The sequence below is a fragment of the Azorhizophilus paspali genome, assembly GCF_043587585.2.
Classification (GTDB): Bacteria; Pseudomonadota; Gammaproteobacteria; order Pseudomonadales; family Pseudomonadaceae; genus Azotobacter; species Azotobacter paspali.
The window spans coordinates 1,171,639-1,196,493 of sequence record NZ_CP171449.1; the positions used below are offsets into that span (position 1 = coordinate 1,171,639).

At 65.3% G+C, this 24,855-nt stretch carries 30 protein-coding genes and 1 pseudogene; 21 read left to right on the top strand and 10 right to left on the bottom strand.

Features of this window, described 5'->3' with window-relative positions; translation table 11 throughout:
- Positions 1 to 72: 72 nt before the first annotated feature.
- From ACGI6K_RS05820 to ACGI6K_RS05840, 5 genes are all read left to right on the top strand, one after another.
- Positions 73 to 288, top strand: a complete 216-nt coding sequence (locus ACGI6K_RS05820; protein ID WP_376941915.1) for a hypothetical protein — start codon at positions 73 to 75, stop codon at positions 286 to 288.
- The gene (locus ACGI6K_RS05825; protein ID WP_376941916.1) at positions 288 to 1,916 is read left to right on the top strand and encodes a PepSY-associated TM helix domain-containing protein; all 1,629 of its coding nucleotides are present in this window, start codon (positions 288 to 290) and stop codon (positions 1,914 to 1,916) included. The genes ACGI6K_RS05820 and ACGI6K_RS05825 overlap by 1 nt, the downstream gene beginning before the upstream one ends.
- Entirely contained in the window at positions 1,910 to 2,248 is a 339-nt protein-coding gene (locus ACGI6K_RS05830) for a DUF3325 domain-containing protein (RefSeq protein ID WP_012702217.1), read from the top strand. The genes ACGI6K_RS05825 and ACGI6K_RS05830 overlap by 7 nt, the downstream gene beginning before the upstream one ends.
- Positions 2,249 to 2,335: 87 nt before the next feature.
- A complete protein-coding gene (gene mazG / locus ACGI6K_RS05835; protein ID WP_376941917.1) occupies positions 2,336 to 3,169 on the top strand; it encodes a nucleoside triphosphate pyrophosphohydrolase in 834 nt (277 codons plus the stop codon).
- A gap of 268 nt (positions 3,170 to 3,437) precedes the next feature.
- Positions 3,438 to 3,977 carry a DUF2058 domain-containing protein gene (locus ACGI6K_RS05840; protein WP_376941918.1) on the top strand — a complete coding sequence of 180 codons (540 nt, stop codon included), beginning with the start codon at positions 3,438 to 3,440 and terminating at the stop codon, positions 3,975 to 3,977.
- A gap of 323 nt (positions 3,978 to 4,300) precedes the next feature.
- Here the strand turns inward: ACGI6K_RS05840 and ACGI6K_RS05845 are convergent, their stop codons facing one another.
- The 5 genes from ACGI6K_RS05845 to purM all read right to left on the bottom strand — a co-directional run bounded on the left by ACGI6K_RS05845 (position 4,301) and on the right by purM (position 7,456).
- Entirely contained in the window at positions 4,301 to 4,582 is a 282-nt protein-coding gene (locus ACGI6K_RS05845) for a type II toxin-antitoxin system RelE/ParE family toxin (protein WP_376941919.1), read from the bottom strand.
- Positions 4,569 to 4,829, bottom strand: a complete 261-nt coding sequence (locus tag ACGI6K_RS05850) for a type II toxin-antitoxin system RelB/DinJ family antitoxin (RefSeq protein ID WP_376941921.1) — start codon at positions 4,827 to 4,829, stop codon at positions 4,569 to 4,571. The genes ACGI6K_RS05845 and ACGI6K_RS05850 overlap by 14 nt, the downstream gene beginning before the upstream one ends.
- Before the next feature lie 194 nt (positions 4,830 to 5,023).
- Positions 5,024 to 5,740 (bottom strand): DUF3108 domain-containing protein, encoded by a 717-nt coding sequence (locus ACGI6K_RS05855; protein ID WP_012702212.1) that lies wholly within the window; start codon positions 5,738 to 5,740, stop codon positions 5,024 to 5,026.
- Between the two features lie 13 nt (positions 5,741 to 5,753).
- Entirely contained in the window at positions 5,754 to 6,401 is a 648-nt protein-coding gene (purN, locus tag ACGI6K_RS05860; protein WP_376941924.1) for a phosphoribosylglycinamide formyltransferase, read from the bottom strand.
- The gene (purM, locus tag ACGI6K_RS05865) at positions 6,401 to 7,456 is read right to left on the bottom strand and encodes a phosphoribosylformylglycinamidine cyclo-ligase (RefSeq protein WP_376941926.1); all 1,056 of its coding nucleotides are present in this window, start codon (positions 7,454 to 7,456) and stop codon (positions 6,401 to 6,403) included. The genes purN and purM overlap by 1 nt, the downstream gene beginning before the upstream one ends.
- Positions 7,457 to 8,427: 971 nt before the next feature.
- Between purM and ACGI6K_RS05870 the strand changes: the two genes are divergently transcribed.
- The 5 genes and pseudogenes from ACGI6K_RS05870 (at position 8,428) to hda (ending at position 11,829) form a co-directional block, all read left to right on the top strand.
- Positions 8,428 to 9,432 carry a DUF2066 domain-containing protein gene (locus ACGI6K_RS05870; protein WP_376941928.1) on the top strand — a complete coding sequence of 335 codons (1,005 nt, stop codon included), beginning with the start codon at positions 8,428 to 8,430 and terminating at the stop codon, positions 9,430 to 9,432.
- Positions 9,433 to 9,477: 45 nt separating this feature from the next.
- A pseudogene (locus ACGI6K_RS05875) lies at positions 9,478 to 9,890 on the top strand (CDP-alcohol phosphatidyltransferase family protein).
- A gap of 9 nt (positions 9,891 to 9,899) precedes the next feature.
- On the top strand, positions 9,900 to 10,025 hold the full coding sequence (locus ACGI6K_RS05880) for a hypothetical protein (protein ID WP_376941930.1): 126 nt from the start codon (positions 9,900 to 9,902) through the stop codon (positions 10,023 to 10,025).
- Complete coding sequence (locus ACGI6K_RS05885; protein WP_376941932.1) at positions 10,022 to 11,128, top strand: AI-2E family transporter; 1,107 nt, start codon at positions 10,022 to 10,024, stop codon at positions 11,126 to 11,128. The genes ACGI6K_RS05880 and ACGI6K_RS05885 overlap by 4 nt, the downstream gene beginning before the upstream one ends.
- The gene (gene hda / locus ACGI6K_RS05890; protein WP_376941934.1) at positions 11,125 to 11,829 is read left to right on the top strand and encodes a DnaA regulatory inactivator Hda; all 705 of its coding nucleotides are present in this window, start codon (positions 11,125 to 11,127) and stop codon (positions 11,827 to 11,829) included. The genes ACGI6K_RS05885 and hda overlap by 4 nt, the downstream gene beginning before the upstream one ends.
- An 18-nt stretch (positions 11,830 to 11,847) precedes the next feature.
- Here the strand turns inward: hda and ACGI6K_RS05895 are convergent, their stop codons facing one another.
- From ACGI6K_RS05895 to arsC, 3 genes are read right to left on the bottom strand one after another with little or no spacing between them, the layout of a single operon-like run.
- Positions 11,848 to 12,255 carry a DUF2069 domain-containing protein gene (locus ACGI6K_RS05895; protein WP_376941936.1) on the bottom strand — a complete coding sequence of 136 codons (408 nt, stop codon included), beginning with the start codon at positions 12,253 to 12,255 and terminating at the stop codon, positions 11,848 to 11,850.
- The gene (wrbA, locus tag ACGI6K_RS05900) at positions 12,248 to 12,850 is read right to left on the bottom strand and encodes an NAD(P)H:quinone oxidoreductase (protein ID WP_376941938.1); all 603 of its coding nucleotides are present in this window, start codon (positions 12,848 to 12,850) and stop codon (positions 12,248 to 12,250) included. The genes ACGI6K_RS05895 and wrbA overlap by 8 nt, the downstream gene beginning before the upstream one ends.
- A complete protein-coding gene (gene arsC / locus ACGI6K_RS05905) occupies positions 12,847 to 13,200 on the bottom strand; it encodes an arsenate reductase (glutaredoxin) (RefSeq protein WP_376941940.1) in 354 nt (117 codons plus the stop codon). The genes wrbA and arsC overlap by 4 nt, the downstream gene beginning before the upstream one ends.
- Before the next feature lie 96 nt (positions 13,201 to 13,296).
- On the opposite strand from arsC, the gene ACGI6K_RS05910 reads away from it, so the two are divergent.
- The 3 genes from ACGI6K_RS05910 to ACGI6K_RS05920 all read left to right on the top strand — a co-directional run bounded on the left by ACGI6K_RS05910 (position 13,297) and on the right by ACGI6K_RS05920 (position 15,372).
- The gene (locus ACGI6K_RS05910) at positions 13,297 to 14,523 is read left to right on the top strand and encodes a YihY family inner membrane protein (RefSeq protein WP_376941942.1); all 1,227 of its coding nucleotides are present in this window, start codon (positions 13,297 to 13,299) and stop codon (positions 14,521 to 14,523) included.
- 101 nt (positions 14,524 to 14,624) lie between these two features.
- Complete coding sequence (locus ACGI6K_RS05915) at positions 14,625 to 15,095, top strand: TlpA disulfide reductase family protein (protein WP_376941944.1); 471 nt, start codon at positions 14,625 to 14,627, stop codon at positions 15,093 to 15,095.
- Between the two features lies 1 nt (position 15,096).
- A complete protein-coding gene (locus ACGI6K_RS05920) occupies positions 15,097 to 15,372 on the top strand; it encodes an acylphosphatase (protein ID WP_376941946.1) in 276 nt (91 codons plus the stop codon).
- Between the two features lie 250 nt (positions 15,373 to 15,622).
- Here ACGI6K_RS05920 and ACGI6K_RS05925 read toward each other — a convergent pair whose 3' ends face one another.
- Positions 15,623 to 16,570, bottom strand: a complete 948-nt coding sequence (locus tag ACGI6K_RS05925) for a hypothetical protein (protein WP_376941948.1) — start codon at positions 16,568 to 16,570, stop codon at positions 15,623 to 15,625.
- 9 nt (positions 16,571 to 16,579) lie between these two features.
- Entirely contained in the window at positions 16,580 to 18,295 is a 1,716-nt protein-coding gene (locus ACGI6K_RS05930; RefSeq protein ID WP_376941950.1) for a proline--tRNA ligase, read from the bottom strand.
- Between the two features lie 184 nt (positions 18,296 to 18,479).
- Between ACGI6K_RS05930 and ACGI6K_RS05935 the strand changes: the two genes are divergently transcribed.
- The 8 genes from ACGI6K_RS05935 to tolQ all read left to right on the top strand — a co-directional run bounded on the left by ACGI6K_RS05935 (position 18,480) and on the right by tolQ (position 24,854).
- Positions 18,480 to 18,746 (top strand): FmdB family zinc ribbon protein, encoded by a 267-nt coding sequence (locus tag ACGI6K_RS05935; RefSeq protein ID WP_376941952.1) that lies wholly within the window; start codon positions 18,480 to 18,482, stop codon positions 18,744 to 18,746.
- 43 nt (positions 18,747 to 18,789) lie between these two features.
- Positions 18,790 to 20,565, top strand: a complete 1,776-nt coding sequence (gene aspS / locus ACGI6K_RS05940) for an aspartate--tRNA ligase (protein ID WP_376941954.1) — start codon at positions 18,790 to 18,792, stop codon at positions 20,563 to 20,565.
- Between the two features lie 80 nt (positions 20,566 to 20,645).
- Positions 20,646 to 21,395 (top strand): YebC/PmpR family DNA-binding transcriptional regulator, encoded by a 750-nt coding sequence (locus ACGI6K_RS05945; protein WP_376941956.1) that lies wholly within the window; start codon positions 20,646 to 20,648, stop codon positions 21,393 to 21,395.
- Positions 21,396 to 21,450: 55 nt separating this feature from the next.
- Complete coding sequence (gene ruvC, locus ACGI6K_RS05950) at positions 21,451 to 21,975, top strand: crossover junction endodeoxyribonuclease RuvC (RefSeq protein WP_376941958.1); 525 nt, start codon at positions 21,451 to 21,453, stop codon at positions 21,973 to 21,975.
- A gap of 16 nt (positions 21,976 to 21,991) precedes the next feature.
- Positions 21,992 to 22,597 carry a Holliday junction branch migration protein RuvA gene (gene ruvA, locus ACGI6K_RS05955; RefSeq protein ID WP_376941960.1) on the top strand — a complete coding sequence of 202 codons (606 nt, stop codon included), beginning with the start codon at positions 21,992 to 21,994 and terminating at the stop codon, positions 22,595 to 22,597.
- Positions 22,598 to 23,656: a Holliday junction branch migration DNA helicase RuvB gene (ruvB, locus tag ACGI6K_RS05960; protein WP_376941962.1), complete on the top strand. Its 1,059-nt coding sequence runs from the start codon at positions 22,598 to 22,600 to the stop codon at positions 23,654 to 23,656.
- 53 nt (positions 23,657 to 23,709) lie between these two features.
- The gene (gene ybgC, locus ACGI6K_RS05965) at positions 23,710 to 24,156 is read left to right on the top strand and encodes a tol-pal system-associated acyl-CoA thioesterase (RefSeq protein WP_376941964.1); all 447 of its coding nucleotides are present in this window, start codon (positions 23,710 to 23,712) and stop codon (positions 24,154 to 24,156) included.
- A 2-nt stretch (positions 24,157 to 24,158) separates the two neighbouring features.
- Positions 24,159 to 24,854 carry a protein TolQ gene (tolQ, locus tag ACGI6K_RS05970; protein ID WP_376941966.1) on the top strand — a complete coding sequence of 232 codons (696 nt, stop codon included), beginning with the start codon at positions 24,159 to 24,161 and terminating at the stop codon, positions 24,852 to 24,854.
- The last annotated feature ends 1 nt before the right edge of the window (position 24,855 follow it).

A 24,855-nucleotide genomic window follows, 5' to 3' on the forward strand; every position in this document is an offset into this window, starting at 1 on the left:
CTATCGCCTTCGCGACGGGTATGGCTGGACACAGGCCTCAGGGTCGTGGCGGCCGTCTTCGGGGGGTATGCCTTGACCTACGCCGCTACCGCGGCGCTGGCGCGCCTCCTGCCGCTGGAGCGCTTCGATGCGGCGATAGTCGCGTCCCTGCCATCCTTCGCCTTCTATACGGCCTTCCTGCTCTGGGCTTTCGCGGCGCCGCTGCGGCGAGTCTGGTTGGGCATCGCCTTGGCCGTGCCGCTGGCACTGATCGGCTTCTGGCCGGTCTGGTTCGGAGGAGCTGCCTGATGTCCGCGAACAAGAGTTTCCGCCACTCCATGATCTGGTTGCACCGTTGGGCGGGGTTGCTGCTCGGCTGGCTGCTGTTCGCCATCTTCCTGACCGGCACCCTGACGGTGTTCGACAAGGAGATTAATTGGTGGATGCAGCCGGAGCTGGCCAGCCAGGGCGCGGATCAGCACAAGGCCGTGCGCTTCGCCCAGGAGTGGCTGGCGCGCGAGCACGCCGACGCGCCGGTGTGGAGCATCGACCTGCCGACCGAGCGTTCGCCGGTGCTGAAGATTTCCACCGGCGAGGGCCGGCATGCCGAGCGCCAAGTGCTCGATCCCGAATCCGGCGGCTTGCTGGAGCCGCGCGAGAGCGTGGGCGGCAATTTCTTCTTCCGCTTTCACTACAGCCTCCAGTTGCCGCGTACCTTCGGCGTCTGGGTGGTCGGGGTGGCGGCGATGGCGATGATGGTGGCGCTGGTCACTTCCCTCATCATCCACCGTCACCTGTTCCGCGATTTCTTCGCTTTCCGCCCGACCGGCGGCCGGCGCTCCTGGCTAGACGGCCACAATGCGAGCGGGGTACTGCTGCTGCCGTTCCACCTGATGATCACTTACACCGGCCTGGTGATCTTCTTCATGATCTACATGCCGGCGGCAGTGGACGCTCTCTACGGCGGCGACCGCATGGCGATGTTCCGCGACGCCTCGCCCAGTGCCCAGGCGGCAGCGGGCGGACCGGGCGGCGGACGGTCTGCCGAGGGTGGAATGGAGCGCGGTGGCCGACCCGCGGAGAGCGGCATGGAGGGCGGCCGGGGGCCGCGCGGGGCGGGCCATGAGGCGCCTGCCGCTGCGCTGCTGCCGCTGGATTCCTTCATCGCCCCGGCGGAGGAGCTGTTCGGCAAGGGCATGGTGGCCTCGCTGCGGGTCCGCAATCCGGGCAAGGCCAACGCCCGCGTCGAGGCTAGTCCGTTGCTGGGCTACCGCATCGCGCTGACCAAGGGCGAGTCGGCAGTGTTCGACGGGGTTTCCGGCAAGCGCCTGCAGGCACCCGCCGACAAGCGTGCCACTACCCTGATTCAGCAGGTCATGATCGGGCTGCACTTCGCCCAGTTCGGCGGCTACCCGATGCGCTGGCTGTATTTCTTCTGTGGCGCGATCAGTTGCGCAATGATCGCCACCGGCCTAGTGCTGTTCGCCAACCGCCAGCGCCTCCAGATCGCCGAGGCGAACGCCGGGCAACGCTTCCTGCGCGTGGTAGAGACCCTGAACGTCGGCAGCGTGGCCGGCCTGATGCTGGGCTGCATCGCGCTGTTCTGGATCAACCGCCTGCTGCCGGCCGGCCTGGGTGAGCGCAGTGGCTGGGAGATGTGCCTGTTCTTCGCCATCTGGCTGCTGACCTTCGTGCACGCCTGGCTGCGCCCGCAACTGGCGGCCTGGCGCGAGCAGCTCTGGGCGGTCGCCCTGCTGTGCGCGGCATTGCCGCTGCTCGGACTCTTCAGCGGAGCGACCTTCGACTGGACGCGCCTGTCCCTGGAGCTCTGCGCCCTGCTGCTGGGCCTGGTGCTGGGCTGGGTGGCCTGGCGGATCGGTCGGGTCGAAGCCCGCGCCGGAGATTCCCATTCCCTGACTGGAGCCGTGCAATGCTAAGCGGATTCGCTGCGGGCCTGTTGTTCGCCTACTCGGGCATGCTCGGGCTGTGCCTGGGGCTCGAACGTCACTACCGTCAGGTCTGGCAGAAGGCGCCGCCGCCCTGGTTGCCACGCGCCCTGCGCGCCGCCGGCTGGCTGGCGCTGGTGCTGGCCTTCTACGCCTGCGTCACGGCCTGGGGCGCGGCTATGGGGCCGGTCGGCTGGTTCGGCATGATCTCCCTGACCGGCTTCGCCCTGGTGCTGTTGCTGCCTTTCGCGCCGCGTCTGGCGGTCTGGCTGCCGGCCGGAGGCGGGCTGCTCTGGGGCGTGCTCCTGGGCGCCGGGCTCTGACGCGGCGATCTATTCCCAATCCTGTGGCCTCGGGTGGGATCGCGCTATGCTCGCGACTCCCGCTTCAGGACCAAACAGGATAAGCCCATGTATCGACTCGACGACCTGCTGCATCTCATGGCCCGCCTGCGCGATCCGCGGCATGGCTGTCCCTGGGATCTGCAGCAGTCCTACGCGAGCATAGTCCCGCATACCATCGAAGAAGCCTACGAGGTCGCCGACGCCATCGAGCGTCGCGATTTCGCCCATCTGCCGGGCGAGCTCGGCGACCTGTTGTTCCAGGTGGTCTATTACAGTCAACTGGCCCAGGAGGAAGGACGCTTCGACTTCGCCACGGTAGTCGACGGCATCACTTGCAAGCTGATCCGCCGGCATCCCCATGTATTTCCCGACGGCGACCTGTACGGCGCGCCGGACCGGCCGAAGCCGGCCGAGGAGGCTATCCGTCAGCGCTGGGAGGACATCAAGGCCGAGGAGCGGGCGGAAAAGGCCGCCGCGCCGGAGCAATTGTCCCTGCTCGACGACGTGCCGCTGGCTCTGCCAGCGCTGTCCCGTTCGGTCAAGCTGCAGAAGCGCGCCGCCCGGGTCGGCTTCGACTGGCCGGAAGCGCTGGTGGTGGTGGACAAGCTGCGCGAAGAGCTGGACGAGCTACTGGAGGCGATGAGCGGGAGCGATCCGCAGGCCATCGTCGACGAGCTCGGCGATCTGTTGTTCGCCGCGACCAACCTGGCGCGGCATCTCGCGGTAGATCCGGAGGTCGCTTTGCGCGGTGCCAACCATCGGTTCGAGTGGCGTTTCCGCTTCATCGAGCAGGCCCTGCGCGCCGACGGACGCAGTCCCGAGGGCTGCAGCCTGGACGAGCTGGAGGCGTTGTGGGCAAAAGCCAAGCGCGCCGAGCGTGGCGAGCCGGACTGCGTTTGAGTGCGTTGTCCTGAGCCGCTCGCCCATGGTGTTGCCTCCTGGCCATTCCGGGCTTGCACTCCGGGCCTTCAGGCTGGAGGATTGAGTCTCGGTAGCCCGTCCGGCCGCGTTCGATGGAATCCGGGATCGCGTCGGACGGTCCGGCCTATAGGCACTGGTCGGCAAGTTGCGGGAAGCGCCAGCCTAGCCATTCCCGAGCCTGTCCTTGGCTGAATTCGCCCCTGAAAACGAATGTCCGCAGCGGCGGGCGGTTGGAAGATTTCTTACGATGAGCATGTCATTGCGCGACCAGTTGCTGAAAGCCGGCCTGGTCAACGAGAAGCAGGCCAAGCAGGCCAGCAAGCATAAACAGAAGCAGGAGCGCCTGGAGCGCAAGGGCCAGATCGAGAAGGACGACTCACAACGCCAGGTGGCGCTCCAGGCCCAGGCCGAGAAACTCGCCCGCGACCAGGAGCTGAATCGCCATCAGCAGGAAAAGGCCGAGCAGAAGGCACGTGCCGCGCAGATCAAGCAACTGATCGAGGTTTCCCGCCTGCCTAAGCTGAACACCGACGACTACTACAACTTCGTCGACGACAAGAAGGTCAAGCGCCTGCCGGTGAATACCATGATGCGCGACAAACTCAGCCGTGGCTCGTTGGGCATCGTCCGCCATGGCAGCGGTTACGAGGTGGTACCGCGCGAGGCGGCGCTGAAGATTCAAGAGCGCGATCCGCGCCGTGTGGTGCTGCTCAATACGCAGAGCGAGGCGCCGGACGAGGACGATCCCTACGCGGCCTACAAGATTCCCGACGATCTGATGTGGTAGCTCCACAAAACAGGATTTCATCGTGCGCAGTGTATAGAGGCTCGGGAGAGGTACGCGGTAGACGTACCTCCTCTTGAAACAAAACATCGAAACAAGCTGTGCCTGCCGTGAGTTGTTTCGACGCTTCGCTTCGATTCCCTGGGCCGCCGCGCAGACTCAAGGCTATTTTGCGAACGGGAATTTCCGGGAAAAATTCCGGGGAATATTCATCGAACGGGGAAGCCTCTTCTCCGTGGTCACTGCGCCGAGCGAGCATTCACGTTCTGCCGGTGCGGCCGTTGCGGGCTGGTCGGTCAAAGGCACGGTGGCCATATCAGCGGTTGTTAGAGCCCCAGCTCGCTATGCGAGCCGAGGCGAACCAATTGCAGCGTTTCGTCGTCCGGCTTCCGGTACAGCAACACCAGGTCCGTTTTTATATGGCAGTCGCGATGATCCACCCAGTTGCCCGTCAGGGCATGGTCACGGTGCAGGACATTCGGAGGGCGATCCTTCGCCAGCGCCTCAATGACCGGCAGCAGGTCGTCTTCCAACGTTGCCTGGTGCTGTCCCTTCGCTTCACGCTGCAAGTCGTGCTTGAACTGGCTGGTCTGCTTAATCTTCCGCACGAATCGCCGCCCGCAGCTCGTCCAGGGTCACGATTTCGAGACTCCCCTCGCGCGCCGCACGTGCAGCCGCGATGGTTTCCAGGGAGGGCTCCAGCGGCGCGAACGGCAAGCGCCCTTCCTCGGCGATGCGCACCAGCATCAGCTTGATGGCGTCCGACATGGTTAGGCCCATGGATTCGAGCACCACGGTGGCTTCATTCTTGATGCGCTCGTCGATGCGAGCACGGACGGTCGTTTCGGTGGCCATCTCAATTCCTTCAGTGAATCGTAGTTACAGCGTAACTACGATGTGACCCAAGTAAAAGTGGTTTGGCGACAGCCGGCTTCGCCCGGCCAGACCCGTGCCAAAGTGTGGGCTGAAAGGCAGGCCGGCGCTACAGGTCGCATGCCATGCAAAACAAAGCCGGCGCGCGGCCGGCTTCGGTATGGGACGGGATTGTCTCAGTCGAGCCGACCTTTCACCGGGCGGCCGTCGACCGTTCCCTCCTTGAGCATGATCTGGTATTCCTTGCCGTCCTTCTCCACCTGATGCAGGCGCACCATCAGGTAGTCCCAGTCCTTGGCGAGCCAGAACACGGTCTTGCGGTTGGTCTGGGTGGGATCGCGCACGCGCTCGACTTTGACCGCCTCGACTAGCCCCACGCGGGTGCGCACGTTCTCGTTGCCCAGTACGCGGAAGTCGTAGGTTTCGATCTCGTCGCCGTCGAGCACCTGGTAGCTCATGCTCTTCTTGCCTTCGGCGACATCCTTCTGCAGCTCCAACTGATAGAGGGACTTATCCAGCAGGCCGCGGTTGAGCGGCAGCTTCACGGGTTTGTCGCGCTCGCTGCCCTGGACCGTCTTGGCTTGCCAGTCGAAGTCGTGCCGGACCTTCTTGTCCTTGCCCATGCCGCTGCGCTCATAGCGATAGGCGAGCGGCACGAGGCGGCCGTTCTCGACGCTGAAGGTGCTCTGTTCGGTGACGCTGGCGAGCAGCATGCTGGCCTTGAATTCGTAGTCCCAGCGCGTACCGTCCAGCTTCTTCAGCGAGCGTTCGGCGGAGCCGCTGATCGGCATCTGTTTCCAGTCGGCGGTGTAGCTGGCGAAGAAGGGTTTCAGTTCGAAGGCATGGGTGGGCGCCGCGAGCAAGGCAAGGGCGAACAACAGGGCACCACGCATAATGTCTCCTATCCTAGGTTCGAATGAGATGGCCGGTAGCCGGCAGTTTTTCTCCATCCAACAAGGCTCCTTCGGGGGCCAGTCGCAGGCGGCCCTCGGCGAACCAGCGCACGGCCTGCGGGTAGATCCGATGTTCCTGCAAGTACACGCGCAGCGCCAGACTTTCCTCGGTGTCGCCCGGTTGCACCGGGACTACCGCCTGGATGACCAGAGGGCCGCCGTCGAGCTCCTCGGTGACGAAATGCACGCTGCAGCCGTGCTCGTTGTCCCGGGCTTCCAGAACGCGGCGATGGGTGTGCAGGCCCTTGTAGCGGGGTAGCAGGGATGGGTGGATGTTCAGCAGGCGACCTTCGTAGTGGCGGACGAAGGCGGAGGTGAGGATGCGCATGAAGCCGGCGAGGATCACCAGGTGGGGCTGGAAGACGTCGATCGCTTCCATCAGCGCGCCATCGAAGGCCTCGCGGCCCTCGTAGGTCCGGTGGTCGAGCACCTGGGTGGCGATACCGGCGTTCTTCGCTCGGGTTAGGCCGTAGGCGTCGGCGCAGTTGGAGATCACCGCGCGGATTTGCAGCGGGTTGCCATCGTCCTGGCTGTCGATCAGCGCCTGCAGGTTGCTGCCGGAGCCGGAGACCAGCACCACCGCATTGCAGGAGTCGGCCATCAGTGTGCCTTCAGGTTGTGCAACTGGACGCGTTCGTCGCCGTCGCCGGCGGCGATGTCGCCGATCAGCCAAGGCCGCTCGCCCGCCGCGCGCAGCACGGCGAGGACCTGCTCCACCTTGTCCCGAGCGACGCAGACGACCATGCCGACGCCGCAGTTGAGCACACGGTGCATTTCGCGCTCGTCGACGTTGCCTTTTTCCTGCAGCCAGTCGAACACCGCCGGGCGGGTCCAACTGGCCACGTCGATCACCGCCCGGGTACCTTGCGGCAGCACGCGCGGAATATTCTCGGTGAGGCCGCCGCCGGTGATGTGGGCCATGGCCTTGACCGCACCGGTTTCCCGGATGAGCTTGAGCAGCGGTTTGACGTAGATGCGCGTCGGTGCCATCAGCAGGTCGGCCAGCGGCTTGCCGTCCAGGGTGGCGCCGGCAACGTCGGTACCGCTCAGCTCGAGGATCTTGCGGATCAGCGAGTAGCCGTTGGAGTGCGGGCCGGAGGAGGGTAGGGCGATCAGCGCGTCGCCGGCGGCGACCTTCGCGCCGTCGATGATTTCGCTCTTCTCCACCACGCCGACGCAGAAGCCGGCCAGGTCGTAGTCCTCGCCCTCGTACATGCCGGGCATCTCGGCTGTCTCGCCACCGACCAGCGCGCAGCCGGCCATCTCGCAGCCCTCGCCGATGCCGGCGACCACGCGGGCGGCTACGTCGACGTTGAGCTTGCCGGTAGCGTAGTAGTCGAGAAAGAACAGCGGTTCGGCGCCGCATACCACCAGATCGTTGACGCACATGGCCACCAGGTCGATGCCGATGCTGTCGTGCTTGCCGAGGTTCATCGCCAGGCGCAGCTTGGTGCCGACACCGTCGGTACCGGAAACCAGTACCGGTTGCCTGTAACCGGCCGGGATTTCGCACAGGGCGCCGAAGCCGCCCAGGCCACCCATCACTTCGGGGCGCGCGGTGCGCCTGGCGACGCCCTTGATGCGTTCGACCAGCGCTTCACCTGCGTCGATGTCGACACCGGCGTCCTTGTAGCTCAGGGAGGGTTGCTTACTCATGGATCAGGCCTTCAGGAGGTTCGGGATTCGACCGGGGCGAGGGCCGGTCTGCAGGACAGACGATTCTAACAGGCTTGTCCAGCAGCGACCACCGAGCGCCCTGGCGGCGCAGGGCAATCGCATGAAGCGCTCGCCTGATACCAGACTGGCAAGATTGTGTGATCCTTGGCATGGCTGCTTGCCGAGTAGCCGGACAGTCCCCGTTTCGGCCCCCCGGCCAAGTCACTTTTTCTTGCCTGGCCAAGAAAAAGTAACCCAAAAGAAGGCCACCCCCTCATCCGGCCCTGCGCTTCGCTCCGGGTTCCCTCCCTGCATCGCCGTTCCAAGGGCTCGCCGCGAAGGGCCATCCATGGCCCATCGCGGCTCTCGCGGCATCCTTGCCGCTCGACCCCTTCCACGACGATTCCGCTCGGCCTCCTGAAGGGGGCATCCGGCGTTGCCTGACAGGCCGTGCCACAGGAAGAGCGAAAGCGCTTTCAGGCAACCCGGAGCCCGACTCCCGTTCAGAAGGCCAAGCGCAAGCGTCGCGTAGAGGGGCAAGCCGCGGGGAGGCGGCGAGAGTCGTACGAGGGGCATGGATGCCCCTTGTGCGACGCTCCTCGGAGCGGCGCCGGAGCGAGGGAACCCCGGCGTAGCCGGGGCCGAATGATCGGGCGCGCTTTCTCTTTGGTTACTTTCTCTTTGCGCGCGCCAAGAGAAAGTGACTCGGCCGGGGGGCCGAAACAGGAGGTATCCAGCCCCTCGGCAAGCAGCCGATGCACCGGATTTGAAGACCAGGCCGGAACGACTAGGGACACAATCTTTCCAGTCCGGTATCGGAAAGACATTTCATGCGGTTGCCCTGCCTGGCGGCGGCCATGGCTCCCGGCATGCGCCCAGCGTGCCGGTGCTCGCGGTTGCCGGTGCGTCGGCGGCTGTTTAAGGTATAACCCCCTTTCGTCGCCCTGCGCCGCCACGTCGAGATTTCCGTCATGCGCCCGATCGTCCGTCCGTTCCTGCTTTGCTTGTCGCTGTTCAGCTTGCCTACTCTCGCCGAGCAGCTCTCCGACCTTTATCAGGTCCGCGAGCCGGTTGCCAGCCGGCAGCCGGCGGCACGCGACCAGGCTCTACAGCGAGCCTTCGACGTCCTGCTGGTGCGTCTGACCGGCAAACCCGAGGCAGTGCAGAATCCGGCGTTGGCGGCTGTGCGCCAGGACCCGCAGCAACTGATCCTCAAATATGGCTATGAAGGCCAGACGCTGGTGGTCGATTTCGATCCGGCCTCTACTCATGGGCAACTGCGCCAGGCCGGGTTGCCCCTGTGGGGGGCCGACCGACCCAGCCTGCTGGTTTGGTGGCTGAACGAGCACGATGGTACCGCCCAATTGGTCGGCGACGGTCAGAACAGCGCCCAGCCGTTGCGCAAGGCCGCCCAGTACCGTGGTCTGCCGCTGCGCCTGCCGATGGCCGACCTCGACGAGCAACTGGTCGCTACCCCGGAGAATCTGGCCAGCGGCACAGGGCTGCAAGGCGTGTCCGGGCGCTACGGGGCCAATGCCATGCTCACCGTGCGTGCCCGTCAGGAGGGCGGCAAGTGGCTGGCCCAGTGGCGTCTGGCGGCCGACGGCGGCCAGTCGGAGGGCAGCGCCGAGGCGCCGGACGCCGCTACACTGGCCGATGCTGTGATGCTGGCGGCCAGCGGGCGGATGGCCGAGCGTTTCATGGGCAGGCAGGAGGCGACCGAGCGCCTGGTCCTGCAGGTCGCGGGCGCGGATCTGGCCCGCTTCGCCGAACTGGAGCGCGTTCTGGAGCCTTTCGACGCCCACCTGCGCCGGGTCGAGGGCGACCAACTGGTCTACCAGCTCGAATCCACGGTCGTTCGGGTACGTTCCCAGATGGCCTTGATCGGTCTGCACGAGGCAGGCGCTGCCAGTCAGGCGACCGGTCAGGCGCCGATGGTGCAAGCGCGCGAAACCACGCTGAGTTTCCGCTGGTGACCCCGGCCTGGGTCTGACGGGACGGAACAGCGGCCGGAGCCGTCCATGCATCGCTTGCCCAACCTGCTGACCCTGCTGCGCTTTCTGCTGGTGCCGCCGGTCGCCTGGTCGATCCGCGCCGGGGCTTACGGCAAGGCCTTGCTGTTGTTCGTCCTGGCGGCTCCAGCGATGCGCTGGACGGTTTTCTCGCCCGCCGCTTCGGCTGGGGCGGCAGGCTCGGGGCCCTGCTCGATCCGCCAGCGGACAAGTTGCTGCTGGTTTCCAGCTTCGTCTGCCTGAGTCTGTCTGGACTCCTTCCCGGTTGGCTGGTGCTGGTGGTGCTAGCAAGGGATGCGCTGATCGTTGCCGGGGCCCTCTGTTATCGTTGGCGGGTCGGTCGCCTGAAGGTCAGTCCGAGCCGCCTAGGCAAGCTGTCCACCTTTTTGCAGAGCGTTCTGGTAAGTGCTGTGCTGCTGTAGGCCAGTCTGATGCCGACCGCCGCCGCGTTGCTCCCGCCGCTGATCGCGCTGGTGGTGCTGGGCAGCCTGGCCAGCGCCGTCGGCTATGCGCGCGAGTGGACCGACAAATATCGCAGGAACAAGGATTTCAGATGACCGATTCGAATCGCTGGATCTGGTTGGCCGGGGTGTTCTTCTCCGGTTGGCTGGTCTATTTGCTGATGCCGATTCTCTCGCCCTTCCTGATCGGCATATTGCTGGCTTACCTGGGCGATCCCCTGGTCGACCGCTTGGAGGCGCGCGGACTGTCGCGGACCTGGGGGGTGATCGCGGTATTCGCCCTGTTCGGCCTGCTTCTGGTTCTGGCTCTGCTGTTTCTGTTGCCGTCGCTGGGGCGGCAATTGGTACATCTCTACGAACTGGCGCCGCAGATGCTCGACTGGTTGCAGCAGGTGGTACTGCCCTGGGTCCAGGTGAAGTTGGGTCTGGCCAAGGGCTTCTGGCATCTGGAACAGCTCAAGTCGATGTTCGTCGGGCAACTGGACAAGACCACCGACGTCCTCACCCAATTGCTCAGTCAGGCCACCGCCTCCGGCCTGGCCCTGCTCGCCTGGCTGGGCAACCTGCTGCTGGTGCCGGTGGTGAGTTTCTATCTGCTGCGCGACTGGGACATCCTGGTGGCCAAGTTGCGAACCTTGCTGCCGCGGCGACGGGAGGGCGTGGTGGTGGGGCTGGTCGGCGAGTGCCACGAGGTGCTCGGTGCCTTCCTGCGCGGGCAGATGCTGGTGATGCTGGCGCTCGGCGTCGTCTACGCGCTGGGCTTGATGCTGGTCGGCATCGACCTCGGGCTGCTGATCGGCCTGCTCGCCGGGCTGGCGAGCATAGTGCCGTACATGGGCTTCGTGGTCGGCATCGGTGCTGCCCTTGTCGCCGCGCTGTTCCAGTTCGGCGGCGATCCCTATCCGCTGATCGGCGTAGTGGTGGTGTTCAGCGTCGGCCAGTTGCTCGAAGGCATGCTGTTGACCCCACTGCTGGTCGGCGACCGAATCGGTCTGCATCCGGTGGCGGTGATCTTCGCCGTCCTCGCCGGCGGTCAGTTGTTCGGCTTCACCGGGGTGCTGCTGGCCTTGCCGGTCGCCGCGGTGATCATGGTCCTGCTGCGTCACGTCCACGATCTGTATAAACTTTCCGACCTTTACGGAGAGTCTGGTCAAGGAGACTCCAGTGGCGGCTCCGCGGAGCCGCCTGGGCCGACATGAAGCCGATCCAGTTGCCCCTCGGGGTGCGTCTGCGCGACGATGCTACCTTCGCCAACTTCTATCCCGGCGCCAACGCGGCGGCGCTCGGCTATGCCGAGCGACTCTGCGAGCCCGATGCCGGCTGGACCGAAAGCCTGATCTATCTGTGGGGGGCCGAGGGCGTCGGGCGCAGCCATCTGCTGCAGGCCGCCTGCATCCGCTTCGAGCAGCGCCGCGAGCTGGCGATCTACCTGCCGCTGGCCGAGGTGGCGGACTACGGTCCGGTGCTGTTGGACAACCTGGAGCAGAGCGAACTGGTCTGCCTGGACGATCTGGAGGCGATCGCTGGGCGGGCCGATTGGGAAGAGGCGCTGTTCCACCTGTTCAACCGCCTGCGCGACTGCGGCCGACGCCTGCTGCTGTCCGCTTCGGTGCCGCCGCGCGAACTGTCGATCGAGCTGCCGGATCTGAAGTCGCGTCTGACCCTGGCGCTGGTCTTCCAGCTCCAGGGGCTGTCCGACGAGGACAAGTTGCGCGCCCTACAACTGCGCGCCTCGCGTCGCGGCCTGCATCTCACCGACGAGGTCGGGCGCTTCATCCTCACCCGCGGTTCGCGCAGCATGGCGGCGCTGTTCGAACTGCTCGACAAGCTGGACCAGGCCTCGCTGCAGGCCCAGCGCCGCTTGACCATTCCCTTCCTCAAGGAAATCCTGGGCTGGTAGGGGCCGAGCGCCGGTTCGCTATTCCCCGGCCAGCTTGCGGTCGAACTGGAAGCGCCAGCGGGTATACAGCAGGGCGGTGCAGAACAGGATCAGGCTGAGCAGGGTCTCCAGCCAGCCGAACAATTGGCGCGCTGGGTCGATGGCGGCGGTCACGCCCTGGATGAAGTAGAAGTTCACCACGAAGCAGGTCCAGGCATGCGCGCGTGCACTGCCGAGCAGCAAGCCGGGGGCGAGCAAGGCCAGGGGCAACAACTGGATGCCGATGACCACCCAAGGACGGGCGCCGTGCAGGTCGGCGAAGCCCAGGTTCCAGGCCGTGAGCAGGCCAGTTAGGGCGAGGAAACTGGCGAGGGTCAGGCTACGGCTGAGTTTCAGGCGCGGGGTCAGCCATTCCAAACTGGGCAGCGGTCTCGCCTTTCTAGCCACGATCGCCCTCCAGGCGCCGGGCGATCTCCGCCAAGCGCCTGCCCAGAGCGCGGCAGAGCGCAGTTTCATGCTCGTCGAGGGGACGCTTGCCGTCGCCGGCGTGATGGCTGGCACCGTAGGGGGTGCCGCCGCCCCTGGTTTCGAGCAGCGCCGCTTCGCTGTAGGGCAGGCCGCAGACCAGCATGCCGTGGTGCAGCAAGGGCAGCAGCATCGACAGCAGGGTGGTTTCCTGGCCGCCGTGCAGGCTGGCCGTGGAAGTGAACACGGAGGCCGGCTTGCCGATCAGTTCGCCGGTCAGCCACAGGCCGCTGGTGCCGTCGAGGAAGTATTTCAACGGGGCCGCCATGTTGCCGAAACGGGTCGGGCTGCCGAGCGCCAGTCCGGCGCAGTGGCGCAGATCGTCCAGGCTGGCGTAGACCGCTCCCTCGGCGGGAATGCTCGGAGCTTGCGCCTCGCATTCGGTGGATACCGCCGGTACCGTGCGCAGGCGCGCCTCGAGCCCGCCGGACTCGACGCCGCGGGCGATCTGCCGGGCCATTTCGGCGGTGGCGCCGTGGCGACTGTAGTACAGCACCAGGATGTAGGCATCGCTCATGGCAGAATCTCCAGGACTTTCTCCGCTGGCCGGCCGATCACCGCACGTTCGCCGACTACCAGGATCGGCCGCTCGATCAGCCGGGGATGGGCAACCATGGCTGCGATCAGTCGTTCTTCGTCCAGCGCTGGATCGGCCAGCTTCAGCACCTTGTATTCCTCCTCGCCGGTACGCAGCAACTGGCGGGCCGGGATGCCGAGCTTGCCGAGCAGTTCCCTGAGCTCCTCGGCGCTAGGCGGGGTTTCCAGGTAGCGCACCACCTTCGGTTGCAGGCCGCGAGCTTCGAGCAATTCCAGCGCGCCGCGGGACTTGGAGCAGCGCGGGTTGTGATAGAGCGTCAGATCGGTCATGGGCGGATCGCATCCAGCGGGGTGGGACCGCTATTCTAACCACCCTGGCGCATGGAGGAACCCTGTGCCCGTCTTCGCTCTCAATAAGGTAAGGGCATGCGCCAACGTTTCGTCGACACTCTGGATTTCTGGCGTTATCTGTTCGAGCGCTTTCTGGCTGACCAAGGCCCGAAGAGTGCGGCGGCGCTGACCTATACCACGTTGTTCGCGGTGGTGCCGATCATGACCCTGATCTTCGTCGTGCTGTCGGTCATCCCGGACTTCCAGGGCATAGGCGAACAGATCCAGGGCTTCATCTTTCGCAATTTTGTCCCTTCCAGCGGCGCCGTGCTGCAGGATTACCTAAGAACCTTCATCGAGCAGGCGCGGCATCTGACATGGCTCGGCGTCGGGGTGCTAATGGTCACCGCGCTGCTCATGCTGATGACCGTCGAGCACACCTTCAACACCATCTGGCGTGTACGCCGGCCGCGCCGTGGCCTGTCCAGCTTCCTGCTGCACTGGGCCATTCTCAGCCTGGGGCCGCTGTTGCTGGGCACTGGGTTTGCCCTGAGCACTTACATCACGTCCCTGTCCCTGGTCTTTGATCCCTATGCTCTGGCCGGAGCGCGAATGCTGCTGAAAGTCATGCCGTTGCTGTTCAGCACGGCGGCCTTCACCCTGCTGTACGTGGCGGTGCCCAATACCGCGGTGCCATTGCGCCATGCGTTGCTGGGCGGGCTGTTCGCCGCCGTGCTGTTCGAGGCGGCCAAGGGGCTGTTCGGTCTCTATGTCGCTCTGTTTCCCACCTATGAGCTGATCTACGGGGCCTTTGCCGCCGTGCCGCTGTTCCTGCTGTGGATGTATCTGAGCTGGATGATCGTGCTGCTGGGGGCCGAGCTGGTCTGCAACCTGTCCGCTTCCCGGCGCTGGCGGCGCAATCCGCTGCCGCGCCTGCTGGTGCTGCTAGGGGTGCTAAGGGTATTCCATCAGAGCCAGCAGTCCGGCCAAGCGGTTCGCCAAACCGATCTGCAGCGCGCCGGCTGGGCGCTGCCCGATTCGGTCTGGGATGAGATGCTCGATTTTCTCGAGCGGGAGCAACTGATCTGCCGCGTCAGCGACGGTCGCTGGGTGCTCTGCCGGGATCTGAACCGTTACAGCCTGGAGTCGCTGTTGAGCCGCTCGCCCTGGCCGCTGCCGCATCTCGATCAGCTTCCCGAGAGCCTCGACGAGCCCTGGTTCCCCGCCTTGCGCAGCGCCCTGGAGAGGCTTCAGCGGGAGCGCGCGGCGTTGTTCGGCGACAGCCTGGCGAGTTGGTTGCAGCCGCCCCTGTCCGAGCCCTGAGCGGTGGCTCGGACTGGTTATATTTGTGCAGAGGTCCATTGTCGGCGATGCTGTGTGCGGCGGTCGGTTCGCCGATCGCGAGTCATTGTGGAGGGAGCCTTATGAGAAGGCGAACGGGGATTGTCCTGGCGCTGGCCGCCGGGCTGGCGCTGGCCGGTTGCAGCGAGGACTGGGGCGTCGACCAGCATGGGCGTCCGGTCGCGGCGGAACAACTGGAAGGTCAGTGGCTGGTGATCAACTATTGGGCAGAATGGTGCTCGCCCTGCCGTAGCGAGATTCCCCAGTTGAACGCCTTGGCCGAGCAGTTCCAGGGGCATGGCGTGCGTGTCGTGGGGGTGAATTTCGATAATCTGCAGGGGAGCGAGTTGGCGCGCGCCAGCGAAGCGCTGGGCATTCGTTTCGGCGTGCTGGCCGAGGACCCAGCCGAGCGCCTGAAGCTGCCGCCCGGCGAGGTGTTGCCGGTCACTTACATCGTCGATGCCCAGGGTCGTCTGCGCGAGCGGCTGCTCGGCGAGCAGAATGCGGCCGGTTTGGCGGCCCGCCTGCAGACATTGCGTGGCGAGGGTTCCTGAAGTGGCGTGTATCGGCTTGCGCGCCCTGGTCAGCGGCAGGGTACAGGGCGTGTGTTATCGGCAGGGCACGGCGTTGCAGGCCGAGCGCCTGGCGCTGGCGGGCTGGGTGCGGAATCTCGCCGACGGGCGGGTCGAGGCCTGGGTCGAGGGCGAGGAGGCGGCTGTGGGCGAACTGGCCGAGTGGCTATGGCGTGGTCCCGAACAGGCCCGGGTCGAGGGAGTGGAGCTGGAAGAGGTCGGCCTGCAGGGGTTCTCGGAATTTCGCGTGCGGCGCTGAGTGGCCCTGCGTCACTCGACATGCCGGTAATCGTGCCACAGGTCGCTCACCCTGGCTGCCGTTGTAGCGGCTCAGGCGGATCGACATGTCCAGCACCTAGACCTCCACCTCAAAGCGCTCGGCGAAGCTGTTCGCCTCGGTAACCGCGCGCTGCAGCGGGGTGCGCAGCTCCGGCCCCGACGGCAGGCTGGCGACGGCCGGCGAGGACGGGGCGAGCAGGAGGGGGCGTCGGAGCCTTGTACGGTCGTCTTCAGTCCTTGGCGGGAGCCAGCGCCTGGCGGCCGGTCTTCCTGCTCAGGTCGTCGAGAAACTCCCGCTGCAGCTCCGGATCGTGGCGGGTCAGTTCGATCAGGCTCTGTTCCAGTTCGCTGGCTTCCTCTTCGAAGCCGAGTTCGGCGAGCCGCTTGACCCGGCGCACCCATTGCCCAACCTCGTCGCTTTCGAGATCGGCATAGACCAAGTCGTGGGCCTCGCGCAGCTTGCCGCCCAGGCTGCGGCTGACCGGCAGGACGGCCTCCGTGCGGGCACCGTCCTGGGGGTCCTCGACGCTCAGTTGCAGCCGGGCGACACGGGCATCTTGCAGGGTGAAGGGACTGTCGAGCAGGTTCAGGTGCAGGACGCCGCGGCGGTCGGTGGTCAGTTCGTAGGTCCGTGCCCCGGCCCTGACCGATACCGGGCGTTCGGCCCAGGGCAGGCTGGAGTATTCCGTGCGCTCGTCCTTCTGTTGTTCGTCCCGGCGGGCCAGGTTCTGCTGGGCGCGGCCGTTGGATTCGACGTTCATCGCCGGGTTGAGGCCGGCGAAGCCGTAGTCGATCCAGCCCTTGGTGGCAAGATCGGGCACATTGCCGAGGGCAACCACGTTGAGCACGTTGGCGGCGACTCCAGCCAGCACCGCCACCGCCCCCAGGGGGATCTCGTAGAGTTCCCGCCAGGGCTGGTAGGGTGTGTAGCGGTCGTAACGGCGGATCACCTCGAATTCGCGGATCTCGAAGGTCCGCTGGTCGTGGATGCGGATGTGCCGCTGCGGCAGCTCCAACATGGCTGGCTCGCCGAGTTCGATCTGTAGATTGTGGCTCAGAAGTGTACGTTCGACGCGCTCTTCGTGCTCGCTGCGCTGGGGCAACTGGTTGGCGCAGCCGGCGAGCAGAAGGGCACCACAGAGCGTGGCGCCGAGGCGCAAGGAGTTTCGGGTGGGCATGGTGTGGAGTCAGCAGCCGATGCGGTTGCCGAGAAAGGTGATGAGGTCGGCAGCCGGGACGGCCTGGACTTCGGTCTCGCGGCGGCTCTTGTATTCCAGGGTACCCTCGGCCAGGCCGCGTTCGCTCACCACGATGCGATGCGGAATGCCGATCAGTTCCATGTCGGCGAACTTGACCCCGGGACTGGTCTTCTTGTCGCGATCGTCGAGCAGTACCTCGTAGCCGGCGGCGATCAACTCGGCATAGAGGCGGTCGGTGGCTTCCTTGACTGCGGCGCTCTCGTACTTCATCGGTACCAGGGCGATCTGGAACGGCGCCAGCGCCTGCGGCCAGAGGATGCCGCGCTCGTCGTAGTTCTGTTCGATGGCTGCGGCCACCACGCGCGATACGCCGATGCCGTAGCAGCCCATGATCAGGGTCACCGGCTTGCCGTTCTCGCCGAGCACCTTGCAGTTCATCGCTTCGCTGTATTTGGTGCCGAGCTGAAAGATGTGGCCGACCTCGATACCGCGCTTGATCACCAGGTTTCCCTGGCCGTCCGGGCTCGGGTCGCCTTCCACGACGTTGCGCAGGTCGGCGATCTCCGGCAGCGGCAGATCGCGTTCCCAGTTGAGGCCGAGATAGTGCTTGCCGTCGAGGTTGGCACCGGCGGCGAAGTCGCTCAGCAGGGCCACCGAACGGTCGACGATCGCCGGAATCGGCAGGTTCAACGGACCGAGGGAGCCGGGGCCGGCACCGATCGCCGCGCGGATCTCGGCTTCCGAGGCGAATGCCAGGGGGCTGGCGACCTGCTCCAGATTGGCGGCCTTGATCTCGTTCAATTCGTGGTCGCCGCGCACGATTAGGGCGACCAGTCGGCCCTCATCGGCACCCTGCACCACCAGGGTCTTGATGGTCTTCTCGACGGGCAGGCCGAACTGCCGGACCAACTCATCGATGGTCCTGGCATCGGGGGTGTCGACCAGGCGCAGTTCCTCGCTGGCGGCGGCGCGCGCTTTTTCCCGCGGAATGGCTTCGGCCTTCTCGATGTTGGCGGCGTAGTCGGAGCTGTCGCTGAAGGCGATATCGTCCTCGCCGGATGCGGCCAGCACGTGGAACTCGTGGGAGCCGGTGCCGCCGATGGAGCCGGTGTCGGCCTGCACAGGACGGAATTCGAGGCCCAGGCGGCTGAAGATGTTGCAGTAGGCCTGGTGCATGCGGTCATAGGTTTCCTGCAGCGACTCCTGGGTCAGGTGGAAGGAATAGGCATCCTTCATCAGGAATTCGCGGCCGCGCATCAGACCGAAGCGCGGACGGATCTCGTCGCGGAACTTGGTCTGGATCTGGTAGAAGCTGATCGGCAACTGCTTGTAGCTGTTCAACTCGTTGCGCGCCAGATCGGTGATGACCTCCTCGTGGGTCGGACCGACGCAGAACTCGCGGTCGTGGCGGTCTCTGATGCGCAGCAACTCGGGACCGTACTGCTCCCAGCGTCCGGACTCCTGCCACAGCTCGGCCGGCTGGATGGCCGGCATCAGCACTTCCAGGGCGCCGGCCTTGTCCATCTCCTCGCGGACGATCGCCTCGGCCTTGCGCAGGGCGCGCAACCCCAACGGCAGCCAGGTATAGAGACCGGAGGCCAGTTTGCGGATCATCCCGGCGCGCAGCATTAGTTGGTGACTGATCACCACGGCATCGGAGGGGGTTTCCTTGAGGGTTGAGAGCAGATACTGACTGGTGCGCATGTTGGGCCGTTCTGTCCGTTGCAAAGGGCGGAAATAAGTGGCGGGCATTGTACGGCGGTGGATGGGACGCGTACAGGATCGGCGGGGCTCGGCGGGCTGCGCGGGGCTGATTAACCATATATAATCCCCTGCTTTGCCGCGGGCGAGGCTCGCAGCGTCGTCGTTCCCATGAGTGGAGTATCCGATGCCTGTCTATGAGTATCAGTGCGCTGCCTGTGGTCATCAGTTGGAAACCATCCAGAAGTTCAGCGATGCGTCGCTGACCGATTGTCCGAACTGCCAGGCGCCCGAGTTGGAGAAGCTGCTTTCCGTGCCCGGTTTCCGTCTCAAGGGCGGCGACTGGTACGAAACCGATTTCAAGCGCGGCGCGAAGAAAAACCTCGCCGGCGGCGACAACGCGCCCGCCTGCGTGGGCAGCGGCTACGGCGGTGCCTGCGCGACGGCCGAATGAACGGCTCCACCCGAATCCAAGAATCGAGAGAAGAAACACCATCATGATGCGCAGCCACTATTGCGGCCAACTGAACGAAAGCCTGGAAGGCCAGGAAGTCACCCTTTGCGGCTGGGTACACCGTCGCCGCGACCATGGCGGGGTGATCTTTCTCGACATCCGCGACCGCGAAGGCCTGGCCCAGGTGGTGTTCGATCCGGATCGCGCGGAAACCTTCGCCAAGGCCGACCGGGTGCGCAGCGAGTACGTGGTCAGGATCACCGGCAAGGTGCGCCCGCGCCCTGCCGGCGCGGTCAACCCGAACATGGCCAGCGGCGCCATCGAAGTGCTGGGCTACGAGCTGGACATGCTGAACCAGGCCGAGACCCCGCCGTTCCCGCTGGATGAGTACAGCGACGTCGGTGAGGAGACCCGCCTGCGTTATCGCTTCATCGACCTGCGCCGTCCGGAGATGGCGGCCAAGCTGAAGCTGCGCTCGAGCATCACCTCGAGCATCCGTCGCTACCTGGACGAGAGCGGCTTTCTCGACGTCGAGACGCCGATTCTCACCCGCGCCACTCCGGAGGGCGCTCGCGACTACCTGGTGCCGAGCCGCACCCACGCCGGCAGCTTCTTCGCCCTGCCGCAGTCGCCGCAACTATTCAAGCAACTGCTGATGGTCGCCGGCTTCGACCGCTACTACCAGATCGCCAAGTGCTTCCGCGACGAGGACTTGCGTGCCGACCGCCAGCCGGAGTTCACCCAGATCGACATCGAGACCAGCTTCCTCGACGAAGCGGACATCATGGGCATCACCGAGAACATGATCCGCAAGCTGTTCAAGGAGGTACTGGATGTCGAGTTCGGCGAACTCCCGCACATGACCTTCGAGGAGGCCATGCGCCGCTACGGCTCCGACAAGCCGGACCTGCGCATCCCACTGGAGCTGGTGGATGTCGCCGATCAGCTCAAAACCGTCGAGTTCAAGGTGTTCTCGGGGCCGGCCAACGATCCGAAAGGCCGTGTCGCCGCCCTGCGCGTACCGGGCGCGGCGAGCATGCCGCGCAGCCAGATCGACGACTACACCAAGTTCGTCGGCATCTACGGCGCCAAGGGCCTGGCCTACATCAAGGTCAACGAGCGCGCCAAGGGTGTCGAGGGTCTGCAGTCGCCGATCGTCAAGTTCATTCCGAAGGAGAACCTCGACGTCATCCTCGACCGCGTCGGCGCCGTCGATGGCGACATCGTGTTCTTCGGCGCGGACAAGGCCAAAATCGTCTCCGAGGCGCTCGGCGCCCTGCGCATCCGCCTCGGACACGACCTCAAGCTGCTCACCTGCGAATGGGCGCCGCTGTGGGTGGTGGATTTCCCGATGTTCGAAGAGAACGACGACGGCTCGCTCTCCGCGCTGCATCACCCGTTCACTGCACCCAAGTGCACTCCCGAGGAGCTCGAGGCCAATCCGGCCGAGGCCCTGTCGCGGGCCTACGACATGGTGCTCAACGGCACCGAACTGGGCGGCGGCTCGATTCGTATCCATCGCAAGGAGATGCAGCAGGCGGTGTTCCGCATCCTCGGCATCGACGAAGCCGAGCAGCAGGAGAAGTTCGGCTTCCTGCTCGATGCGCTGAAGTACGGCGCGCCGCCGCACGGTGGCCTGGCCTTCGGTCTGGACCGTCTAGTGATGCTGATGACCGGCGCCAGCTCGATTCGCGAAGTCATCGCCTTCCCGAAAACCCAGAGCGCCGCCTGCGTCATGACTCAGGCACCCGGCGCGGTGGACGCCAAGGCGCTGCGCGAACTGCACATCCGCCTGCGCGAGCAGCCGAAGGCCGAGTAACCCGTCGCCACGCGAGCGGGCCGGCCGGCGGGCGGGGCCGTTCCTGCAAGAGCAGATAGATTAGAGATACGGAGTGAGTTATGGCTGGTCATTCCAAATGGGCCAACATCAAGCACCGCAAGGAGCGTCAAGACGCCAAGCGGGGCAAGATCTTCACCAAGCTGATCCGCGAGTTGACCGTCGCCGCCAAGCACGGCGGCGGTAACCCGGCGGACAATCCCCGGCTGCGCCTGGCGATGGACAAGGCCCTGACCGCCAACATGACCCGCGATACCATCGATCGCGCCATCGCCCGCGGCGCCGGCACCAGCGAAGCCGACAACATGGCCGAGTTGAGCTACGAGGGCTATGCCCCGAGCGGTGTGGCGATCATCGTCGAGGCTCTGACCGACAACCGCAACCGTACCGCTGCCGAAGTACGCCATGCCTTCAGCAAGTGCGGTGGCAATCTAGGTACCGACGGTTCGGTGGCCTACATGTTCGATCGCAAGGGCCAGATCAGCTTCGCTCCGGGGGTCAACGAGGACGCGCTGATGGAAGTGGCCCTGGAGGCCGGTGCCGACGACGTGGTCGGCAATGGCGATGGTTCGGTGGACGTGTTCACCAGCTTCGCCGACTTCCATATTGTCAACGAGGCGCTGGTCGCCGCCGGCTTCAAGGGCGACGAGGCCGAGGTGGCGATGATTCCGTCGATCACCGCGCCGATCGCCGATCTGGAAACCGCGCAGAAGGTGATGAAGCTGATCGATATGCTGGAAGACCTGGACGACGTGCAGAACGTCTACCACAACGCCGAAATTCCCGACGAGATCATGGAGCAACTCGACTGACGACAAGTATGTGGCCCGGGGGCGGGGTTTCCTGCCGGTGCCGGGCCTTTTTCCCATGACGCTCATCCTGGGTATCGATCCCGGCTCGCGGATCACCGGCTTCGGTGTGATACGCGACGGCGGGCGTGGTTGCGAATACATCGCCTCCGGCTGCATCCGTACCGGCAGTGGTTCTCTGCCCGAGCGTCTGCAGGCAGTGTATCGTGGCGTGACCGAGATCATCCGCAGCCATGGTCCGGTGACCATGGGCATCGAGCAGGTATTCATGGCGCGCAATGCCGATTCCGCCCTGAAGCTCGGCCAGGCGCGCGGCGCGGCGATCGTCGCGGCGGTGGAAGCGGGGCTGGAGATCGCCGAGTACACCGCCACCCAGGTCAAGCAGGCCATCGTCGGCAGCGGCGGGGCGGACAAGCGACAGGTACAGATGATGGTGATGCACTTGCTCCGGCTGGTGCAGAAGCCACAGATCGACGCCTCCGATGCTTTGGCCATCGCCCTGTGTCACGCTCACCACCGGCAGAGCCTGATTCCCCACGGCCTGGATGGCGCCAGGCGACGGGGCGGGCGTTTGCGTTTGTGAGCGAGGAGTGTGGATCTTGATCGGACGTTTGCGCGGTATCCTGGTGGAAAAGCAGCCGCCGCACCTGCTCGTGGAGGCCAATGGCGTCGGCTACGAAGTCGAGGTGCCGATGACCACCCTCTATCGCCTGCCGTCGCTGAACGAGCCGGTTACCTTGCACACCCACCTGGTGGTGCGCGAGGATGCCCACCTGCTCTACGGTTTCTGCGAACGGCGCGAGCGGGAACTGTTTCGCGAGCTGATCCGCCTCAACGGGGTCGGCCCCAAGCTGGCACTGGCGCTGATGTCCAGCCTGGACCTGGACGAGCTGGTGCGCTGTGTGCAGGCTGGCGATATCAAGGCGCTGACCCGGGTGCCCGGGGTCGGCAAGAAGACCGCCGAGCGCCTGCTGATCGAGCTAAAGGACCGCTTCAAGGCTTGGGAAAGTCCGCCGACCGTTGCCTCGCTGACCCTGGAGTCCAATCCCGATATCGGCATTGCCAGCGCGGAAAGCGATGCCTTGAGCGCGCTGGTCGCCCTCGGCTTCAAGCCCCAGGAAGCCAGCCGCGCGGTCGCCGCCGTACAGGAGGAAGGTTTGAGCAGCGAGGAGCTGATTCGCCGGGCATTGCGGGGGATGGCCTAAGTGATCGAAGCCGACCGTCTGATTACCGCGACCGGTCAGGATCGCGAGGAGCAACAGGACCGGGCCATTCGCCCATTGCGGCTGGCCGAGTACATCGGCCAGCCCGTCGTCCGCGAGCAGATGGAACTGTTCATCCAGGCGGCCAGGGGACGCCGCGAAGCGCTCGACCACACGCTGATCTTCGGACCGCCGGGGTTGGGCAAGACCACTCTGGCCAACATCATTGCTCAGGAGATGGGCGTGTCGCTGAAGAGCACCTCGGGCCCGGTACTGGAGCGTCCGGGCGATCTCGCCGCACTGCTGACTAACCTGGAGTCCGGCGATGTGCTGTTCATCGACGAGATCCACCGTCTCTCGCCCGTGGTCGAGGAGGTGCTCTATCCGGCCATGGAGGACTTCCAGCTCGATATCATGATCGGCGAGGGGCCGGCCGCTCGTTCGATCAAGCTCGATCTGCCGCCCTTCACCCTAGTCGGCGCCACCACCCGTGCCGGCATGCTGACCAATCCGTTGCGCGACCGCTTCGGCATCGTGCAGCGACTGGAGTTCTATTCGGTAGCCGACCTGACGACCATCGTCGGCCGTTCCGCCGCCATTCTCGGTTTGCCGACCGATGCCGAGGGGGCCTTCGAGATCGCCCGTCGTGCCCGCGGCACGCCGCGCATCGCCAATCGTCTGCTGCGTCGGGTTCGCGATTTCGCCCAGGTGCGCGGAGAGGGACGGATCACCCGGCAGATGGCTGATCTGGCGCTGAACCTGCTGGATGTCGACGAGCACGGCCTAGATCACCAGGACCGGCGCCTGCTGCTGACCCTGATCGAGAAGTTCGATGGCGGTCCGGTCGGCGTGGATAGCCTGGCTGCGGCGATCAGCGAGGAGCGTCATACCATCGAGGACGTCCTCGAGCCCTACCTCATCCAGCAGGGTTACATGATGCGTACCCCGCGCGGGCGGGTCGTCACGCGTCATGCCTACCTGCACTTCGGGCTGAACCTGCCTGCTCGGATGGAGGCAACGACGGCCGATCCGCTCGCCGATGCTCCGGCTGATGGCGAATGAGGGAGAAATTGTTTTTCCGTCCGATTGGCAACTTCGAGAGCTGGCACTAGAGTATGCGCGCGCAAAGCGGAGTATCGCCGTTCATCCATCGCTGTCGGGTTTACTACGAGGACACGGACGCCGGCGGCATCGTCTACTACGTCAACTACCTCAAATTCATGGAGCGGGCCCGTACCGAGCGGCTGCGCGCGCTGGGTTTCGCCCAGTCCCGGCTGGCGGAGGGTGAGAGCCTGCTGTTCGTCGTGCACTCCAGCGAAGCGCGCTATTTCGCGCCGGCACGGCTGGACGACGAACTGCTGGTGAGTGCCGAGGTGTGCGAGCTGAACCGTGCCAGCCTGCGCTTTCATCAGCAGGTCCGACGCGCCGCGGATGATGCGTTGCTCTGCGAGGGGCGGGTTCTGGTGGCCTGTGTACACGCCGATAGTTTGAAACCCCGGGCCATTCCCGAAGCGCTGCGGGTCGCCTTGGCGAACCCGGGTCTACCTTCAGCAGGAGAGTAAGCGTGGAAGCCAACGCCGTTGACCATATGTCCATGTGGAGCCTGATCAGCAACGCCAGCCTGGTGGTGCAACTGGTCATGCTCGTCCTGGTGGCCGCCTCGGTCACTTCGTGGATCATGATTTTCCAGCGCGGCAACATGCTGCGTGCCGCCAAGAGATCCCTGGACAGCTTCGAGGAGCGCTTCTGGTCGGGTATCGACCTGGCCAAGCTCTATCGCCAAGCGGGCAGCGAGCCGAATCCGGACTCCGGCCTGGAGCGGATCTTTCGTGCCGGCTTCAAGGAGTTCTCCCGCCTCTGCCAGCAGTCCGGGGTCGTGCCGGATGCGGTCATGGATGGGGTTGCCCGTTCCATGCGGGTGGCGATTTCCCGTGAGGAGGAAAAGCTCGAGCAGAGCCTGCCGTTTCTCGCCACTGTGGGCTCCACCAGCCCCTATATCGGCCTGTTCGGTACCGTGTGGGGGATCATGAACTCCTTCCGCGGCCTGGCCCAGGTGCAGCAGGCGACGCTCTCCACCGTGGCGCCGGGGATCGCCGAAGCGCTGATCGCCACCGCCATCGGCCTGTTCGCCGCGATTCCGGCGGTGATCGCCTACAACCGCTTCTCCGCGCGCGGCGAACTGCTGATCGCCCGCTACTACACCTTCGCCGACGAGTTCCAGGCAATCCTGCATCGCAAGGTGCACACTTCGGACGCATGAG

What these genes read in the sequence shown, in the direction of transcription:
- ACGI6K_RS05825 (WP_376941916.1), top strand. Translation starts at nt 288, where the DNA reads ATGTCCGCGAACAAGAGTTTCCGCCACTCCATGATCTGGTTGCACCGT.
- ACGI6K_RS05830 (WP_012702217.1), top strand. Translation starts at nt 1,910, where the DNA reads ATGCTAAGCGGATTCGCTGCGGGCCTGTTGTTCGCCTACTCGGGCATG.
- mazG (WP_376941917.1), top strand. Translation starts at nt 2,336, where the DNA reads ATGTATCGACTCGACGACCTGCTGCATCTCATGGCCCGCCTGCGCGAT.
- ACGI6K_RS05840 (WP_376941918.1), top strand. Translation starts at nt 3,438, where the DNA reads ATGAGCATGTCATTGCGCGACCAGTTGCTGAAAGCCGGCCTGGTCAAC.
- ACGI6K_RS05850 (WP_376941921.1), bottom strand. Translation starts at nt 4,829, where the DNA reads ATGGCCACCGAAACGACCGTCCGTGCTCGCATCGACGAGCGCATCAAG.
- ACGI6K_RS05855 (WP_012702212.1), bottom strand. Translation starts at nt 5,740, where the DNA reads ATGCGTGGTGCCCTGTTGTTCGCCCTTGCCTTGCTCGCGGCGCCCACC.
- purN (WP_376941924.1), bottom strand. Translation starts at nt 6,401, where the DNA reads ATGGCCGACTCCTGCAATGCGGTGGTGCTGGTCTCCGGCTCCGGCAGC.
- purM (WP_376941926.1), bottom strand. Translation starts at nt 7,456, where the DNA reads ATGAGTAAGCAACCCTCCCTGAGCTACAAGGACGCCGGTGTCGACATC.
- ACGI6K_RS05870 (WP_376941928.1), top strand. Translation starts at nt 8,428, where the DNA reads ATGCGCCCGATCGTCCGTCCGTTCCTGCTTTGCTTGTCGCTGTTCAGC.
- ACGI6K_RS05880 (WP_376941930.1), top strand. Translation starts at nt 9,900, where the DNA reads ATGCCGACCGCCGCCGCGTTGCTCCCGCCGCTGATCGCGCTGGTGGTG.
- ACGI6K_RS05885 (WP_376941932.1), top strand. Translation starts at nt 10,022, where the DNA reads ATGACCGATTCGAATCGCTGGATCTGGTTGGCCGGGGTGTTCTTCTCC.
- hda (WP_376941934.1), top strand. Translation starts at nt 11,125, where the DNA reads ATGAAGCCGATCCAGTTGCCCCTCGGGGTGCGTCTGCGCGACGATGCT.
- wrbA (WP_376941938.1), bottom strand. Translation starts at nt 12,850, where the DNA reads ATGAGCGATGCCTACATCCTGGTGCTGTACTACAGTCGCCACGGCGCC.
- arsC (WP_376941940.1), bottom strand. Translation starts at nt 13,200, where the DNA reads ATGACCGATCTGACGCTCTATCACAACCCGCGCTGCTCCAAGTCCCGC.
- ACGI6K_RS05910 (WP_376941942.1), top strand. Translation starts at nt 13,297, where the DNA reads ATGCGCCAACGTTTCGTCGACACTCTGGATTTCTGGCGTTATCTGTTC.
- ACGI6K_RS05915 (WP_376941944.1), top strand. Translation starts at nt 14,625, where the DNA reads ATGAGAAGGCGAACGGGGATTGTCCTGGCGCTGGCCGCCGGGCTGGCG.
- ACGI6K_RS05925 (WP_376941948.1), bottom strand. Translation starts at nt 16,570, where the DNA reads ATGCCCACCCGAAACTCCTTGCGCCTCGGCGCCACGCTCTGTGGTGCC.
- ACGI6K_RS05930 (WP_376941950.1), bottom strand. Translation starts at nt 18,295, where the DNA reads ATGCGCACCAGTCAGTATCTGCTCTCAACCCTCAAGGAAACCCCCTCC.
- ACGI6K_RS05935 (WP_376941952.1), top strand. Translation starts at nt 18,480, where the DNA reads ATGCCTGTCTATGAGTATCAGTGCGCTGCCTGTGGTCATCAGTTGGAA.
- aspS (WP_376941954.1), top strand. Translation starts at nt 18,790, where the DNA reads ATGATGCGCAGCCACTATTGCGGCCAACTGAACGAAAGCCTGGAAGGC.
- ACGI6K_RS05945 (WP_376941956.1), top strand. Translation starts at nt 20,646, where the DNA reads ATGGCTGGTCATTCCAAATGGGCCAACATCAAGCACCGCAAGGAGCGT.
- ruvC (WP_376941958.1), top strand. Translation starts at nt 21,451, where the DNA reads ATGACGCTCATCCTGGGTATCGATCCCGGCTCGCGGATCACCGGCTTC.
- ybgC (WP_376941964.1), top strand. Translation starts at nt 23,710, where the DNA reads ATGCGCGCGCAAAGCGGAGTATCGCCGTTCATCCATCGCTGTCGGGTT.